Raw genomic sequence first — 15,403 nt, 5'->3', positions numbered from 1 at the left:
GTCAGGCCTCCTTCGTTTTGGACGTACGCGGAACGGTGAAGGACGCTGTGGGTGGCGCACCCGTGTCCAGAGTCGCGGTGGGTGCTGGGGCGAGACGTTTGGCAACGGCCGAAGACATGAGCTTCTCGAACGCAAGGGCAAGCACGAGGAGCACACCCGTCACGATCGTGGCCCAGTAGGGCGGGATACCCCTGATGATCAGGGCGCTCGAGATGCTCACGATGATCAATGCACCAACCAGCACCCGTGGCAGGCTGCCGCGGCCACCAGTGAGGGGCATACCCGAGAGGGCAACCGCCGTGAGTGCCGAGAACAGCAGGTCCACGCTGGGATTCGGAGATGCCTGTGTCGTAGTGGCCATGACCAGCAGTCCGCCGACCGCGGCAAAAATCCCCGAGAGAACGAACCCGAGGATTCGATAGCGATCCGCGTTGACACCGGCGCGGCGCACGGCCTCAATATTGCCGCCAACACCGAGAACTCGCGCCCCGGCCCGGGTCTGGGTGAGGAATAGCCAGCCTGCTATGAAGACGATCGCAACCACGAAGACAGGAGCAGGAATACCCAGGTAGCTGGTGCTCCCCATCCACTTCAGCTGGGTGATTCCGGTAACAGGAACGCCTCCCGAGATGACCTGGGCAAGACCTCCCAGCGTCGTCAGCATGGCGATTGTGACGACCAAGGGATTGAGGCCTCGTTGCACGAGTAAGCCGTTGACGATGCCGACAGACGCACCCACCAACAGGGCAATGACGATGCAGAGCCAGGCAGGCGCGCCGGCTTTGATCGAGATCGCCCCCACGACAGCGGCGATGGTCGCCGAACCGGGGATCGAGAGGTCAAGGGCTCCGCTCAGGATGCCGATACCCACCGCCGCACCGAAGATTGCCGCGAGAGCCGCAGCATTGGCAATGAGCCCCGCATTGGCAAGAGTGAAGAAATACGGGCTCGCCCAGAAGGCGAAGAAAATCACCAGAACGATCCAGAGTACGATGATGCCTCGGTCGCGGAGGAAGATCAGCAGCCTGACATTGGAAGATACTCCCGCATCGTCTGCGGAGTTCGCCGCTGTGATCTTCGGTGCCGAGGTCGTAGTGTCAATTCTCATCATCGTGCTCCTTGCGTACTCCGCGGACTACTTCGTGTTGACCTTGATGGGCGTGACCAACTGCTTGCCGGGTGCACTGGGATCGGTCGCCATTTGCTTCAGCGTCGAGTAATTCTGCATGAGGTCGGCCTGGAAGTCGAAGGCGACGTCGGCATAGACCGTGCCGGCCTTGACTGCCGCAAGTGCTTCATCGTTTCCACCGGCCCCCGTGATGCAGGTGGACGAGGTGTCTTTGCCGGCCTGGCCGAAGGCATCGACCGCGCCGAGAGTCGACTCGTCATCTGCGCCTACTACGACGTTGGCTCCTGGGTTGGCCTGCAGTGCGGTCAACACTTGCTGCTGGGAGCCCAATCGATCCTTCGCAACCAGCGTGCTGACAATCGTTGCCTTGGGTGCCCCTGCTGTGAGCGCCGCTTGGAATGCCTTATTTATTGCATCGGTACTCGCTGAACCAGAAGGGCTCTGCTGCCACACGATCTGCCCACTTCCTCCGAGGTTGTCGGCGATGCACTTAGCTGTCTGCTCGCCGAGCGCCTTGCCGTAGGCCGCATTGTCGACGTTGCTGAAGGCGATCCCGGCTTGGCCGTCGTTCATGCCGTAGTCGGCGGGAACGCCCGATGCGAGGACAACGATGCCAGCTGCTTGCGCTGCCGTCAGGGCTGGAGCTACGACGTTGGGCGCCTGAGGGATGACCCAGATCGCCTTGATCTGACCGAGTGAGACCCAAGCTTGAAGTTGCTGAAGCTGAGAAGACGGGTCGCCCTTCGGATCGGCGGTGAGGACGCTGTCGCCCTGTGACTGAGCGACCCCCGTCAGGCCTGTCGCCAATCCCTGAAAGGCGGGAATCTGCAGATTGAACGGTGAGAATCCGATCGCGAGCGGAGCTGCTGAGGTAGATGCGCCTCCCGAGGAGCTGGAGGGCGAGATGCTGGCCGAGGCCGCGCATCCCGAGACCGTGGCGACCAAGCCGAGCGTGGCAACGACGGCGACGGCTTGAAGTGGACGGAGGATCTTCTGGTGTGGAACGTTCATGGGCGGGCACCTTTGCTTCGCTGAGCGGCCTTCTGCTGCTCGTTTGGTAAATGTTTAGCACACATTTCGCCCAATGAAAAATAGTTTTGTCTAGTGAAAGTCTTGAGGCGAGAGGTTGATCCGATTTGGATTGGAATTCACAGCCACGGCGATCTGTCAACGACGTCTGTCATGAATGGCTCCTCTCCGGTGGGATGATGTTGCGTGCACCCGGGTCGATCATTAGACTTTCATTGATCGAAAGTTATTTTCATATATTGAAGCGTAGCGACGACCGGTTGTGGCTTCATCGAACGAAGGCGGCGATTCTTGGCCCCTTTTGGAAGGAACACGCGATGAATTCTTTGACCAACCGCTCAGAGAAAGCGGCAAACCAGTACCGCATCGAATCGCTCTCGAAGGGCTTGCTCGTGCTCCGGCTCTTCAACGAAAGCACAGTCTCGCTGAAGCTCCGCCAGATCTGTGATCTGACGGGCATTCCGATGCCAACAGCGTTCCGCATCGTCGCGACACTCGAAGAAGACGGCTTTCTCGAGCGTTCCGCTGACGGCTCGGTGCAACCGGGGGTGGCCGTGCTCTCCCTGGGTTCGGCAGCACTCCGTGGGTCGAACCTCGTACAAGTCAGCGAGAGGCCCCTGAGGCACCTTGCAGAGACGACCGGTGAAACGGTCAATCTCGGTGTGCTTCTCGGCGACCAGGTGCTCTACCTCGCGCGCATGCGCAATGCCGACCTCGTCACCGCAAACATCCAGGTCGGCTCGACGTTGCCCGCCGCCTACACATCTATGGGCAAGCTTCTGCTCGCCTGGCTGAGTCCAGTTGAACTCGACGAACGCCTCACTACGCAGTCATTCAGCCCCGACGCAGGGCCGAATGCGGTGCGCACCCGCAGTGAATTGGATGCCCGTCTCGAACTTATCCGCAGAGAAGGTTTCTCCATTCAGGATCAGGAACTCGCACTGGGACTCAGGTCCGTCTCGGTTCCCGTCTTCGGTCGAGCACCCGCGCCGGTCGCCGCGATCAACATCGCGGTGTCGTCGGCCCGTCACGATGTGGCATCATTGCGGGGAGTTCTTCTCGATCAACTGCGCGAGACAGCCGACGATATCTCGCTGAGGCTCAGAGCGCTGTGAGACTTCCCCGCCTAACCCCAGACGAGCTCGATAGCGACCAAGCGGAACTCTATTCCGAGATTGTTGGCGGCCCCCGATCGAAGGGCCCGCAGCACTTTCCCCTCAGCGCGCGCGATGGCACCCTCAACGGCCCATTCAACGCATTTCTGTACGCACCAGCACTTTCTCGACCGTTGCAGGCGCTCGGCGCTGCGATCAGATTCGAGACGACCCTCACCGCCCGCGAACGCGAGACAGCGATTCTGATCGTGGCTGCTCGCTGGAACAGCGCGTTCGAGCGCGCTTCACACGAGGCCGTCGGCCGAGCGGCGGGGCTGACCGCCGACGAAATGCTTGACGTTCAGAGTGGTCGGGTGCCGACCCTCATCGACGCCCACGAGCAGGCCGTCGCGACCGCGACGTTCGCGATCGCTCACGGCGACCTGGACGACACGGGGTGGGCCGCAGCATCCGCATATCTTCAAGCCCACGAGCTCGTTGAGCTCACCACCTTGGTGGGTTACTACGCGGCACTGGCATTGCAGTTACGCGTCTTCCGTGTCGACCCCGCACCGACGACGAGCTCCGCGTGATCTTCGGGTGCGTGAGAACCCCTGGCCACGCGCCTAGTCATACTGCGTTCTAATTAGGCGCGTGTAAAGAAGAAGTGCTCACCCGCACGTACTTCGTGCGTCTACCCGTCAGGCATCGTGAGCTTATACGTGGTGCCAGCGGGCACGACGATCCGGATTCGGAAGATGCCGCCAGCGAGCGTCCACGAGCTGATGATTTCTCCGTGTGGCGTCTCAAGGCGACCTTTCGCACTGCTGAGGCCGCCACCCAGGCTGGGCGAAATCTCGAACCGTCGATACCCCGTTCCGTCTACAACGGGGCGGATGCCAGCCACATGCCGGTGCAGGAACGTGATGACGGCGCCCTTCGAGAAGTCGTTGTGCGATTCGTACGGGAGACCGTCTGCGTCCCAGCCCTCCCAACGCTCCCACATCGACGTCGCTCCTTCGTCGAGCAGTGCCAACCACGATGGACGGGTGCGTTGCAGCAGGACGAGCTTCTCGGCTGGGGTGACGCGAACTCTCTGCGGCTATTCGAACTCGGTCTATCCAGCGCACCTTATTCGGCCAGAACTTCTCCAGCACCCGGATGTCGCCGTATGCCTGGTACTGCTCCCAGGGCACCAAGACAATCGCGTCGCCCCAACCGGATGAGCCGTTGTGTGCCGCGCCAGGGCCGTCCTTCAGCTCCGAACGTGGAGCCGGAGCCTGGTTCAGAATCAGCCCGTCGTCGTTCTGATTGACCGCGACAACCCTCATCCGTTGTGTGGAGAAGCCGGCGACGTCGTACAGGTAGGCGGCCGTTGTCACATAGATCTGCCAGTCGCCCGTCCAGCCTGCCCGTTCGCGCACGGGACAGTCAGTCGTCGCGCGTACCCACGATCTCGGTCGAGCCGTCAGCTAACTCAAGGATCAGTTGCGCCAACAGGGCGACCTGGTCGGACACGAGAAAGATCCCGACGCTACCACGGGACCAGCCATCCGACAGCTCGACAGTGAGTGAATTCAAGCCCGCGAACACCTGGTCGGTCACGTCCCAGGTCTGGACCTGCAATCGTTCTCCGTACTCCGGGTACCCGGGTACCCGGGTGTCAATTCGGCGTCACCCGCCCTCTCTATGTCGAGCCAAGCCAAAACACGTCCATACTCGTACCCGCCACTCGATGCGCTGGTAACGATCCGGCAGCGGACCGCTCCAGGGCACGAACGCACACTCCGCCGACTCCACCCGGCCACTTGAACACCGCCGATCCGACAGGGTGGACTGGATTTCATGAGCGAGTTGGGTATCCTCGCCGCCAATCAGCCATGACACACGGGGCGGTTCGGGTCCGACGCCGATAGCCTCATCGAGGTTGTCGTAGCGCAGGCGCGTAGGGGCTGGAATCACGGTGTCTGTGCGATGACCAGCTCCGCTACATAACGTGCATAGACGCGAGCACTCGGCTTGGCGGTGCGTACGAAGGTCTCACGATCAACTTCGTACAGTCCGAAGCGCGGTCCGTAACCGAAGATCCACTCGAAATTGTCGAGCAGTGACCAATGGCTGTAGCCGATGACTGGTACGCCCTCTGCGATCGCCGCTCGCAGCCCGTCGAGGGAAGCCGGGATGAAGTTGGCCCGAATGGAGTCATCGTCGGTACCGACCCCGTGTTCGGTGACGAACACCGGTCGACCGCTCACCTGGTGGGCATACTCGACCGCTCCCCGCAAAGAGCCGGGCTCGACCTCAGCGCCACTGAAATTGCGGACGCCTCCCTCAGCGATGGGGAGGGCGCCATCGGGCCCGTAGTAGATGCGTTCATAGTTCTGCACTCCGATGAAGTCGTCGTCGGCAGCCAGCTTCAACCAGTGGTCATAGAGTTCGGCTCGCTGACGAGCGACATGATCTTCGCCGCCGGCGCGCGACACGTCGTCGACCATGGCGATTGAGACTCCGACCCGAATGTCGGGACGGTGGCGTTTGATCTCGTTCCGGGCGGCAACGTGAGCACTCGTCAAACCACGTTTGAGGGCCGGGAAGTCTTCGGAGTTTGCCACATTGGATGCCACGTAGTGCTGCGAACCCGTCGCTACCTGGGCGGCTTCAAGAGTTGCTCGCGTGAGATCGGAGACAAACGCGGGGAGGTTGAGCGATGCGAGCAGCTCGGGCAGGTTCGGCTCGTTGAGCGTGACAGCAACAGCTATGCGGTCGCCGAAGCGTTCCATCACAACAGAGCAGTACCGTGCGAACAGCACCGCACCCTCGGGGTCGAGCCAGGCCCCGCGCATGGCGAACCAGTGCGGAGTAGTGAAGTGGTTGAACGTCACCACTGGAGCGAGGCCCCGGGCGAGGCATCCGTCTACCAGTGCTTCGTAGTGGTCGAGCGCTTCAGCGGAGAACTGCCCCTCGACCGGCTCAATACGGGCCCACTCCACGGAGAAGCGGTACGCGTTCAGCCCCAACCCTTGTACAAGGTCGAGATCGGTCTCCCACAGCTCATAACTATTACAGGCTGCTCCAGACGGCTCTCGGAAGACGGTGGGTGTGACGTTCTCCAGAAACCAGGTGTCGCTCGTGGTGTTGTGGCCCTCGACCTGGTGACCGGCGGTGGCGACTCCCCAGAGAAAGTCGGATGTGAGGTGATCTTGTGTCATGCAACCATGATGCACCATAATTACACATTGTGAAAGCAACTTTCAATGACAGAAAGCTTTGGATCGCTTCAGACCTGAGCGACGAGGCGGCCCCGCTGTTGCGGACGGAATTCGAACTCGAGAGCGGGCACGGCGCTGTCATCCGAGCGACGCTCGAATTGAGTGCACTCGGCCTCGTCGAAGCGACCATGAATGGCAGGCCGACTGCCGACGAGCTCCTGATCCCCGGGTGGACCAGCTATGAATGGCGGGTGCGGGTGGTCGAGCACGATGTGACTGCGCTGCTCGAGCAGCGTTCCACCCTCGGGCTCACCCTAGGCAACGGTTGGTATCGCGGCAATCTCGGCTTCACCGGTGCTCGTGCTCTGTACGGTGACGAGCGGGCGGCCCTCGCTTCGCTCCGCATCGAGTTCACCGACGGGTTCGTGCAGTGGGTGAACACCGACCGGACCTGGCGCGCGTCGACCGGCGCAACTCGCACCGACGATCTCTACAACGGGCAGACCGTCGATCTCCGGGCACATCAGGAGGGCTGGGACATGCCTGGGTTCGACGATTCCGGATGGGCGGGGGTTCACGTCGTAAACACAGAAGCCGAGCTGGTCCCGCGAACCTCACCGGCGGTGCGACGACTCGCCGAGCTGGCGGCGCATGAGGTGATCACCTCCGCCAGCGGCACAACGATCCTCGACTTCGGTCAGAATCTTGTCGGGTTCGTTCGCGTTCAGGCGCACGGACCTGCCGGAACCGAGCTCACCGTGCGTCACGCTGAAGTCCTCGATGACGGCGAACTGGGTACCAGGCCGCTCCGGCGTGCTCAAGCCACCGACCGATACCTCCTCGATGGTCAGGCCCGAGTTCTCGAACCGACTCTCACTTTTCATGGTTTTCGGTATGCAGAGGTCACCGGGTGGCCGGGCGACGTGGATCCGGCGGCCTTCACCGCGGTCGTCGTCGGCACCGATCTCCACTGGATCGGCGATTTCTCGTGCTCCGATTCCCTTCTCAACCAGTTGCACAGCAACGTTGTCTGGGGAATGCGCGGCAATTTTCTCAGCGTGCCGACCGACTGCCCCCAACGCGATGAACGTCTCGGCTGGACGGGCGATATCAGCGCATTCGCACCAACCGCGACCTACCTGGCTGATGTGCGGACGTTTCTCGGCGACTGGCTCGTCGACGCCGAAATCGAGCGGAGCCACGGTTCCGGCAGGGTACCGGTCGTGGTACCCGACGCGCTCAAATTCCTTGATACTGGCTTTCCGACGCCTCCGGCCACTGCGATCTGGGGCGACGCGGGCGTGTGGGTGCCTTGGGCCCTGTGGCAGGCCTACGGAGATCTGGCAGATCTTCGCGACAACTACAACCTCATGACCTCACATACTCGTGCGGTTGCAGCGGCGCTCTCGTCCGACGACGTCTGGGACACGGGTTTCCAGTTCGGTGACTGGCTCGACCCGGATGCTCCAGCATCAGCACCGGGCGACGCCAAAGCCGATGTCGGCGTGGTGGCAACGGCCTGCGCCTTCCGCACCGCTTCGACCATGGCCGCTGCCGCCGCACTCCTCGGACGAACAACAGACGCCGCCGAATTCGTGGCGGTACGCGACCGCATCCGGGCCGGATTCCATGCCCGATACGTCGATGGCGGTCGCGTGTTCAGCGACTGCACAACCGTCTACGCGCTCGCCATCACGTTCGGGCTTCTGCACGGTGAAGAGACAATCATGGCCGGCGACCGCCTGGCCGAGCTCGTGCGCGAGTCGGGGTACCGCATCAGCACGGGGTTCGCAGGTACGCCCTACATCTGCGATGCGCTGACGACGACCGGCCATATTGAGGAGGCATACGGACTCCTCCTTGAGCGCTCGATGCCTTCTTGGCTCTACCCTGTCACAATGGGCGCGACGACAATCTGGGAGCGCTGGGATTCCATGCTTCCCGACGGCACGATCAACCCTAACGAGATGACGAGCTTCAACCACTATGCGCTCGGCGCCATCGCTGATTGGATGCACCGTACCGTCGGAGGGCTGAGCGCGGGCGAGCCGGGTTTTCGTCGCATCCATATCGCCCCGCGGCCCGGCGGTGGGCTCACGCAGGCGCGAAGTGCGCTTCAGACGCCGTTTGGCCTGGCATCCGTGGAGTGGACGACGAATGGCGCGACCCTCGAGGTCATCGCGGTCGTTCCCGACGGCGTGACCGCGACAGTCGACATACCTGGATTCGACAAGCGTGACCTCGGCCCGGGACGGCACATTCTGAAATCGACCGGCTAAACGAATCGGCCGTCCCGCACATATTGGAGGACCGTCAAAGTCGAGTTGGGATGAATCGGTGACAAGTTTTGCCAAAAGTGCAGCATTCGATCAGGCTATCGCCAACTACCGAAGGAGCGTTTTTCGTGACGAGCATCAACCGCCCCGCGATCAGCGGATTCCATCCCGATCCCACCCTGTGTCGAGCAGGGACCAGGTACTTCCTGGCGAACTCCAGCTTCGAGTACTTCCCTGGAGCACCCATATTCGCGAGCGACGATGCACTCGCGTGGGATCAGATCGGCAACGTTCTCACACGGCGCACTCAGTTCGCCCGAGGTGACGGCAGACCATCCGGCGGGATCTTCGGGTCGACACTGAGATATCACGACGGCACTTTCTGGTTCATCACCACGAACATGAGCGACTTTGGCGCCGGGCACCTCGTGGTGCACACCGACGACCCGCGCGGACCATGGAGCGAACCCGTATTCATCTCTGGGGCGATCGGGATCGACCCAGACATTGCCTGGGACGATGGTGGCACATGCTATCTCACCTGGTGCGGTTTCGGCCCCACGCCCCAGCAATCGGGCATCGTGCAGGCGCGGGTCAATCTAGAGGAGGGAATTCTGCTGGAGCCGCCGTACCGCGTCTGGCAGGGCACAGGGCTCGCGTACCCCGAAGGTCCACACCTATATCAACGCGACTCCTATTGGTACCTGCTGCTTGCTGAGGGAGGAACCGAACGCGGCCACACGGTCACCATTGCTCGGTGCACATCACCGGCGGGCCCATTCGTGCCGTGCCCGGCCAACCCCATCCTGACCCATCGAAGCTTGCCGGGCGCCGTGCAGAATGTCGGTCACGCCGATCTGCTCGAGCGGGAGGATGGCAGCTGGGTGGCCGCGTATCTCGGCGTGCGGATTCAGGGGAGTTCGCCCGGCTTTCATGTGATCGGCAGGGAGACTTTCGTGTGCGCTATCGATTGGAGCGATGACTGGCCAGTCTTCGTCGAAGGCGGCGTGACGATCCCGACCGTAGATCACTCATTCAGCGACGACTTCGTGGGGGATCTCGACCCGCGGTGGATCTCGCCCTCCGGCGATCCCGCATCCATTGCGCGATCCCCGCTGGATGGCGGTTTGGAACTGATGTCATCGATCGACGGCGGCGATGGTTCGCTGCTGTGCACGCGCGTGAGGGACCTGTCCTGGTCAGCCAGCGTCACTGTCGACGCCGCTGGCGGCGGCGTGCGCATGGTCGTGCGCATAGACGACCGCCACTGGTACGGCGTTGAAGTACGCGATGGGCGGGTACGTGCGATGGGACGAGTCGGAGACCTCACCCAGGAATTCGCGGAACGCGACATACACAGCCCGAGAACTGTCCTGCGGATCTCCACAGTTGTCCCGGTCAACGCCGGTGAACTTGGCGGCAACGTCGGCCCGGACGACATCGTCCTGGGTTTTGACGGCGCCGATGGTTTCGTCGAACTTGCCAGGCTGGATGGTCGCTATATTTCCACAGAGGTGGCGGGCGGCTTTACCGGTCGAATGATCGGACTTGGGGCACTCACCACACATGCCCGCGTGTTGTCGTTCAGCTACAAAGATTCGACCGAAAGTGAATCACCTGATCCTCATGACGTCCGCTAGCAAAACCAACCTCGTGTTCCATTTGCCGAACGAGACGTCATATGGCTGTGGAAATCTCCTTGACGCGACAATCACAGATCTCGACATCTGGATGGGTTGCTGCACCGTGATGGACTGCTGGTCGAGATCCTCCGGTAGCCCGGACGGGCTCTGTTCTCCAGGCGCCCGGGGCGCCCCGGGGTCGGTCCCTCGCCGCGCTCGGATCGGCTCAACCCTCGTCGATTCAACGCCGAACATAGAGAAACAATGACCTCGAATCCCGATCATGCCCAGCCCATCCCATCGCCAGTGATCCGCACGATGGCCGCCCTCGGTAGTTCGTTCGCCGCCGGCCCCGGAATCGAACCGGTGCTCGACTCAGGCGCATTGCGGTCCGGACGAAACTACCCCCACCTCATCGCCGATCGTCTGGGAGCCGAACTCGTCGACCTCACAGTTTCCGGCGCAACAACGGCAACGATTCTGACCGAAACGCACCAAACCATGACCGGCGCAACGTATCCACCTCAAATCGAGGGCATCCCCGCCAACGCCGAGCTGGTCACCGTCACCGCCGGCGGGAACGACCTGCAGCTGCTCGGTTCCATGCTCTTCGCAGCATGGTCGAACCTCGCACCTGAAAGCCCGATCACCCAGATGCTAGCCCAAGGATTCACTGACGGGATTCACGCCGCGACCCAGGCCCAAGTTAACGCGGCATCAGATGGGCTGGAACGCATCGTCGACGCCGCCCGCAATCGTGCGACAGCCGCCCGAATCGTTCTGGTCGATTACCTGACCATACTGAGCGTGGATGCTGCACCAACAGCCGAAGCGAATCTCACGGTCAACTCGCCCTTCACGAGACAACAATTCGACGTGCTTCGTGGCCTCCATGAATCCGTCGCCGAGGCACACCAGCTAGCCCAAGGCCGCTCAGGCGCAGACCTCGTCACCGCATCGGTGTTCAGCCGACGACACGGCGTCGGGTCGGCCAGGCCCTGGGTCTTCGGGTTCGAGCCCGATATGACCCAGACAGTGAAGTCGTTCCATCCGAATGCCGATGGAATGCTCGCTGTCGCCGACGCGGTACTCGAACGACTCCGGCACGGTCCCCACCTCGCAGGCGTGCGTGAACCTCGTGATTTCTGAACCAGACAGATTGAAGGTTCACAAGATTGAGGCTGACTGCCGAGCACCCGAGTGCGGGCAGAAAAACACCCAAGGACGTGCACTTGGGTGATTAGTGGCGGGCTCGCCCTTTTCCGGTTTGGAAGCTATTCCAATCCCACGAGTTCGGTTGGAAACACAGGGCACAACTTGGATCGCGCCTCGCTGCCCGTGACGCGTCACGGATCGTCCGCATCGAGCCCCTATTTGAGGCAGCGACGCCCGGCCGCATCGAACTTCACGGCAAGATTGTGGTCATGCTCTATTTGGCCTTAACTTCGGCGGCGTGGTCGTGGACGTAGTGGTATCGCTCACGGGCGGGGCGTTCGTAGTTGTCTGCGGTCGGGCGAGGCGGGATAGCCACATTGTCGGGGGTGCGCGGTTCATAGGGAATCTGCGTCAGTAGGTCGCTGATCGTGTTGAGTCTCGCGGCGCGTTTGTCATCGCTCTCAATGGTCCACCAGGGCGCAGCGGGGTGGTCGGTGGCCTCGAACATCGCATCTTTGGCCCGGGAGTAGTCCTCCCACTTCGTGATGGATACGACGTCGGTGTCGGAGAGCTTCCAGCGTCGCATCGGGTCGTTCAGACGGGAGTGGAAGCGTTCTTCCTGGACTTCGTCGGAAACGGAGAACCAGTACTTGATAAGAACGATGCCGTCGTCGACGAGCATCCGCTCGAACACGGGCGCTTGCTCTAGGAATCGCTTGTATTGCTCCGGGGTGCAATAGTCCATTACGCGTTCGACGCCGGCGCGGTTGTACCAGGAACGGTCCATGAGCACGATTTCGCCTGCGGCCGGGAGGTGCTTGATATAACGCTGGAAATACCATTGCGTCTTCTCGCGCTCGTTCGGAGTTGGCAGGGCGGCTACGCGGGCGAATCGCGGGTTCAGGTACTGCATGATCCGTTTGATCGCGCCGCCCTTTCCTGCAGCATCACGGCCTTCGAAGATAACGACGACGCGTGCCCCGGTCTCAATGACCCACTGCTGCATGCTGACCAGCTGAATCTGGAGCCTCTCGAGTTCTTCCTCGTAGAGGTGCTTGGGCATGCGCTTCACTAGTGGTTTGCTGCTTTTCGAGTGTGCCATGGGTTCCTCTCGCCCCGGTGGGCTGTTGCGGGAAGGTCGCTGCGGCGATTTAGGTCACCCACGGCATTCTCGGAGGGTGTCCCGTCGGGGTCAGCGCCGGTCTCTGGGTCAATGTGGCCCAACCCTACGTCCAAGTAGGCGTGCCGGCTCGGGCTCGACAAGAACGTGTCAGTAGGATAGGCAAACGCCACTGAGACGAACGTCACTGGCCGCCTATCGCCTTTCGCGGGCAGACCTTCGTCCGAAAGCTCTCGGTCGTGGTCCGATCAACCGCCAGGGTCAATCCCCTGATGGCCGGTTCCCTGTCGTTCCTATCGGCGAAATCCAGGCAGAGACCGACATCGGGAGGCCACTTTTTCTGCGGAGGGCGTGAGATTCGAACCCTCCAAAGACCCGCGCACCCGCCGGGATTTTGCCAAAAATCCCCGGAATCATGCCGCTTTTGGGTCTATCCGACCCTTCGTGAATCACATCGTTTTTGTTGCACTTGTGGGCAAAGCGTGGGCACGCCCAAATAAATTTCCAGACCCAGTCAGCCGACGAAAACGAGCCCGTGACTCAGACTGATGCGCTCTGGGTCTGATGGAGACTCGGGCTATTTGATTTCGACTGGCTCGTTGAGGGTCGTTTGTTCAGCATAGAACGTGTGCTCGTACTCGGCGGGTGGGATGTCGCCGAGGTAGCCGTGCAGGCGTTGGTTGTTGTGCCAGTGCACCCATCCGAGCGTTGCCAACTCGAGGTCCTCCACCGTCTTCCAAGGTTGTGATCGGGTGGGCCCTCGGACGAGTTCTGCTTTGTAGTACCCGTTCACCGTTTCAGCAAGAGCGTTGTCATACGAATCACCCACGGTTCCGATCGAGGGCGTCGCACCGATCTCAGCCAATCGTTCGCCGTAGCGAATTGACGTGAATTGACTGCCTGCATCGCTGTGGCAGCGCAGATCCTCGTGGTGGGTACCGCGTCCCCAGCGAGCCATCTCGATCGCGTCGAGCACCATCTCGGTGCGCATGTGCGGCGCGCATCGCCACCCCACGATCATTCGTGAGTAGGCATCGATGATGAAGCAGACATACGCGACACCGGCCCAGGTCGGCACGAACGTCAGATCGGTTACCCAGAGCCTGTTCGGTGCCGTCGCAGTGAACTCCCGCCTTACTAGGTCCGGGTGCCGGGTCGCTGCCGGATCAGCCCTTGTCGTCTTCACCCGCTTCGAGCGGGTAGCACCCTGAATGCCAGCCGCGCGCATCAGCCGGGCGACCTGGTCGCGGCCAATATCGATGCCCGCTCGGCGGGCCGTCTTCCAGAGCTTTCGAACACCATAGACGCGGTAGTTCGACTCCCACAGCTCGACCAATCGTGGCATCAGCGCCGCGTCGTTGGTCGCACGCGACGATGGAGGACGATCTTTCGCGGCGTAGTACGTGCTCGGAGCCACCTGCAATACAGCGCAGATGGGCTCGACTCCGAGCCGGCGACCCTCGACGATATCGTTCTTGTTTCGGTCGATGAACGCGACTACTTCTTGTGTTGGCGGTCGAGCTCCGCCCCGAAGAAACTGGCAGCTCGTTTCAGGATTTCGTTTGCCCGGCGCAGCTCTCGGTTCTCCTGCTCGAGCTCACGCACCCGACGCGCTTCGATCGTGCTCACGCCGGGAGTGACACCGTCGTCGACATCGGCCTGCCTGACCCAGGTTCGCACCGACTCGATCCCATACCCGAGCTGCGTGGCGACACGCTGCACAGTCCCATGATCGGTGCCGAGCTCGGCGCGGAGAGTCCGGACCATCCGGACCGCGGCGGCCTTCTCCTCCGGTGAATAGCGACGCGTCGTCGGCTTCGCAACAGATTGTTCTTTCGACATGACTCAATCCTCGTTTCCAAGGTCAAGAGTCTCCATCAGACCCAGAGCGCATCAGTCTTGCGTCACGGCGGCGTGCGGAAGGTCTTCAGCTCCTGCCAAGCACCCTCGACTCTGAGACCGACACCGCCGGTTACGTGTTCCTCGATGTTGATGACACCATCATCGAAGTACACGGTCAGAAACAAGGCTCCGGCTCAACGCTATCCTCACGACGGTGAAAACGGACGCTTCCGCGCCGATCATCGTCGGTCAGCGTTTACGGCGGGGCGCGTGCGGATCACCGCGCGGCGCCGCCGGAATGGTCCGCGACGCCCTCGCGACCATCCAACAACTCAATGGCATCACGGTAGGCGCCGAGGTGCCCTTCACCGTGTTCAGCTCGAAGGCGAAGAAGGACCGTGTCCAAGGGCGTCTGATCGTGCGACGCATCCCGGAGCTGACCTCGAGCGCCCGACCCTGTTCGACACGCACCGGTTCCACGCCCTCTTCACCACGCCCGCCCTCGACACGGTCACCGCGGACCAGGTCCACCGCCGGCACGCGATCATCGAACAAGTCCACGACGACCTCAAGTGTTCAGCCCTGGCGCACCTGCCCTCGGGCCGGTTCACCGCGAACGCGGCCTGGCTGGTTCTCGCCGTCATCGCGTTCAACCTCACCCGCACTGCCGCCACCATCACCAGGCCTGACCTCCCGACGATCCGCCGGAAACTGATCACCGTCCCGGCGAGGATCGCGTCTTCCGGACGACGCATCACGTTGCACCTGCCCCGCGCTTGGCCCTGGGAAGCCGCCTGGACAACCCTCTTCAGCCACGCTCTCGCGCCCCCACAAAGCTGAGCACCCCGACCGACCAGCCGACAAGGCGCGAGCAGAAACACACAGTGGAACACCCTGGGCCGAAAGGCCCACGGCTCCGCCGCGCCC

Annotated in this window: 13 protein-coding genes, 2 pseudogenes and 1 other annotated feature; of the genes and pseudogenes, 6 read left to right on the top strand and 9 right to left on the bottom strand. The window is 62.0% G+C overall.

All coding sequences use genetic code 11. The features are described 5' to 3' along the window. Position 1 precedes the first annotated feature (1 nt). Positions 2 to 1,108, bottom strand: a complete 1,107-nt coding sequence (locus JOE66_RS01415; protein ID WP_205106375.1) for an ABC transporter permease — start codon at positions 1,106 to 1,108, stop codon at positions 2 to 4. 27 nt (positions 1,109 to 1,135) lie between these two features. Next, positions 1,136 to 2,140, bottom strand: a complete 1,005-nt coding sequence (locus tag JOE66_RS01410; protein ID WP_205106374.1) for a sugar ABC transporter substrate-binding protein — start codon at positions 2,138 to 2,140, stop codon at positions 1,136 to 1,138. Between the two features lie 335 nt (positions 2,141 to 2,475). On the opposite strand from JOE66_RS01410, the gene JOE66_RS01405 reads away from it, so the two are divergent. Together JOE66_RS01405 and JOE66_RS01400 are read left to right on the top strand one after the other, a co-directional pair. Continuing rightward, entirely contained in the window at positions 2,476 to 3,273 is a 798-nt protein-coding gene (locus tag JOE66_RS01405; RefSeq protein WP_205106373.1) for an IclR family transcriptional regulator, read from the top strand. Further along, entirely contained in the window at positions 3,270 to 3,845 is a 576-nt protein-coding gene (locus tag JOE66_RS01400) for a carboxymuconolactone decarboxylase family protein (RefSeq protein ID WP_205106372.1), read from the top strand. The genes JOE66_RS01405 and JOE66_RS01400 overlap by 4 nt, the downstream gene beginning before the upstream one ends. 101 nt (positions 3,846 to 3,946) lie before the next feature. Here JOE66_RS01400 and JOE66_RS01395 read toward each other — a convergent pair whose 3' ends face one another. The 5 genes and pseudogenes from JOE66_RS01395 to JOE66_RS01380 form a co-directional block, all read right to left on the bottom strand. Continuing rightward, on the bottom strand, positions 3,947 to 4,312 hold the full coding sequence (locus JOE66_RS01395) for an alpha-L-rhamnosidase C-terminal domain-containing protein (RefSeq protein ID WP_275576838.1): 366 nt from the start codon (positions 4,310 to 4,312) through the stop codon (positions 3,947 to 3,949). 94 nt (positions 4,313 to 4,406) lie between these two features. Further along, positions 4,407 to 4,634, bottom strand: a pseudogene (locus JOE66_RS17755) (alpha-L-rhamnosidase-related protein); the annotation flags it as partial. 49 nt (positions 4,635 to 4,683) lie between these two features. Continuing rightward, positions 4,684 to 4,920, bottom strand: a complete 237-nt coding sequence (locus JOE66_RS01385; protein WP_307827272.1) for an alpha-L-rhamnosidase N-terminal domain-containing protein — start codon at positions 4,918 to 4,920, stop codon at positions 4,684 to 4,686. Positions 4,921 to 4,926: 6 nt separating this feature from the next. Then, the gene (locus JOE66_RS17885; RefSeq protein ID WP_443741664.1) at positions 4,927 to 5,214 is read right to left on the bottom strand and encodes a glycoside hydrolase family 78 protein; all 288 of its coding nucleotides are present in this window, start codon (positions 5,212 to 5,214) and stop codon (positions 4,927 to 4,929) included. After that, entirely contained in the window at positions 5,211 to 6,461 is a 1,251-nt protein-coding gene (locus JOE66_RS01380) for a glycoside hydrolase family 1 protein (protein WP_205106369.1), read from the bottom strand. Before JOE66_RS01380 ends, JOE66_RS17885 begins: the two co-directional genes overlap by 4 nt. Positions 6,462 to 6,490: 29 nt before the next feature. Between JOE66_RS01380 and JOE66_RS01375 the strand changes: the two genes are divergently transcribed. The 3 genes from JOE66_RS01375 (at position 6,491) to JOE66_RS01365 (ending at position 11,508) form a co-directional block, all read left to right on the top strand. Next, on the top strand, positions 6,491 to 8,740 hold the full coding sequence (locus JOE66_RS01375) for an alpha-L-rhamnosidase (RefSeq protein ID WP_307826995.1): 2,250 nt from the start codon (positions 6,491 to 6,493) through the stop codon (positions 8,738 to 8,740). Positions 8,741 to 8,865: 125 nt separating this feature from the next. Then, a complete protein-coding gene (locus JOE66_RS01370; RefSeq protein WP_205106368.1) occupies positions 8,866 to 10,377 on the top strand; it encodes a glycoside hydrolase family 43 protein in 1,512 nt (503 codons plus the stop codon). Positions 10,378 to 10,623: 246 nt separating this feature from the next. Continuing rightward, positions 10,624 to 11,508 carry an SGNH/GDSL hydrolase family protein gene (locus JOE66_RS01365; RefSeq protein WP_205106367.1) on the top strand — a complete coding sequence of 295 codons (885 nt, stop codon included), beginning with the start codon at positions 10,624 to 10,626 and terminating at the stop codon, positions 11,506 to 11,508. Positions 11,509 to 11,788: 280 nt separating this feature from the next. Here the strand turns inward: JOE66_RS01365 and ppk2 are convergent, their stop codons facing one another. Both ppk2 and JOE66_RS01355 read right to left on the bottom strand, forming a co-directional pair. Continuing rightward, positions 11,789 to 12,577, bottom strand: coding sequence for a polyphosphate kinase 2 (gene ppk2, locus JOE66_RS01360; protein ID WP_205106366.1), 789 nt, complete (start codon positions 12,575 to 12,577; stop codon positions 11,789 to 11,791). A 634-nt stretch (positions 12,578 to 13,211) separates the two neighbouring features. Next, a protein-coding gene (locus JOE66_RS01355; RefSeq protein WP_239518181.1) for an IS3 family transposase occupies positions 13,212 to 14,476 on the bottom strand; the annotation gives its coding sequence in 2 pieces (ribosomal slippage) (positions 13,212 to 14,173 and positions 14,173 to 14,476; 1,266 coding nt in all). After that, positions 14,043 to 14,177 (bottom strand) — a sequence feature (AL1L pseudoknot). It overlaps the preceding gene by 135 nt. A 119-nt stretch (positions 14,477 to 14,595) precedes the next feature. On the opposite strand from JOE66_RS01355, the pseudogene JOE66_RS17020 reads away from it, so the two are divergent. Further along, positions 14,596 to 15,316 (top strand): annotated as a pseudogene (locus JOE66_RS17020) (transposase); the annotation flags it as partial. Between the last annotated feature and the right edge of the window lie 87 nt (positions 15,317 to 15,403).

This window comes from Subtercola frigoramans, from assembly GCF_016907385.1.
In the GTDB taxonomy this organism is placed as follows: Bacteria; Actinomycetota; Actinomycetes; order Actinomycetales; family Microbacteriaceae; genus Subtercola; species Subtercola frigoramans.
This window is presented reverse-complemented; position numbering and strand designations above follow the sequence as displayed.

Excerpts from the sequence above, each read along its gene's own strand:
- JOE66_RS01410 (WP_205106374.1), bottom strand. The coding sequence starts at position 2,140 with ATGAACGTTCCACACCAGAAGATCCTCCGTCCACTTCAAGCCGTCGCC.
- JOE66_RS01415 (WP_205106375.1), bottom strand. The coding sequence starts at position 1,108 with ATGAGAATTGACACTACGACCTCGGCACCGAAGATCACAGCGGCGAAC.
- JOE66_RS01365 (WP_205106367.1), top strand. The coding sequence starts at position 10,624 with ATGACCTCGAATCCCGATCATGCCCAGCCCATCCCATCGCCAGTGATC.
- JOE66_RS01380 (WP_205106369.1), bottom strand. The coding sequence starts at position 6,461 with ATGACACAAGATCACCTCACATCCGACTTTCTCTGGGGAGTCGCCACC.
- JOE66_RS01405 (WP_205106373.1), top strand. The coding sequence starts at position 2,476 with ATGAATTCTTTGACCAACCGCTCAGAGAAAGCGGCAAACCAGTACCGC.
- ppk2 (WP_205106366.1), bottom strand. The coding sequence starts at position 12,577 with ATGCCCAAGCACCTCTACGAGGAAGAACTCGAGAGGCTCCAGATTCAG.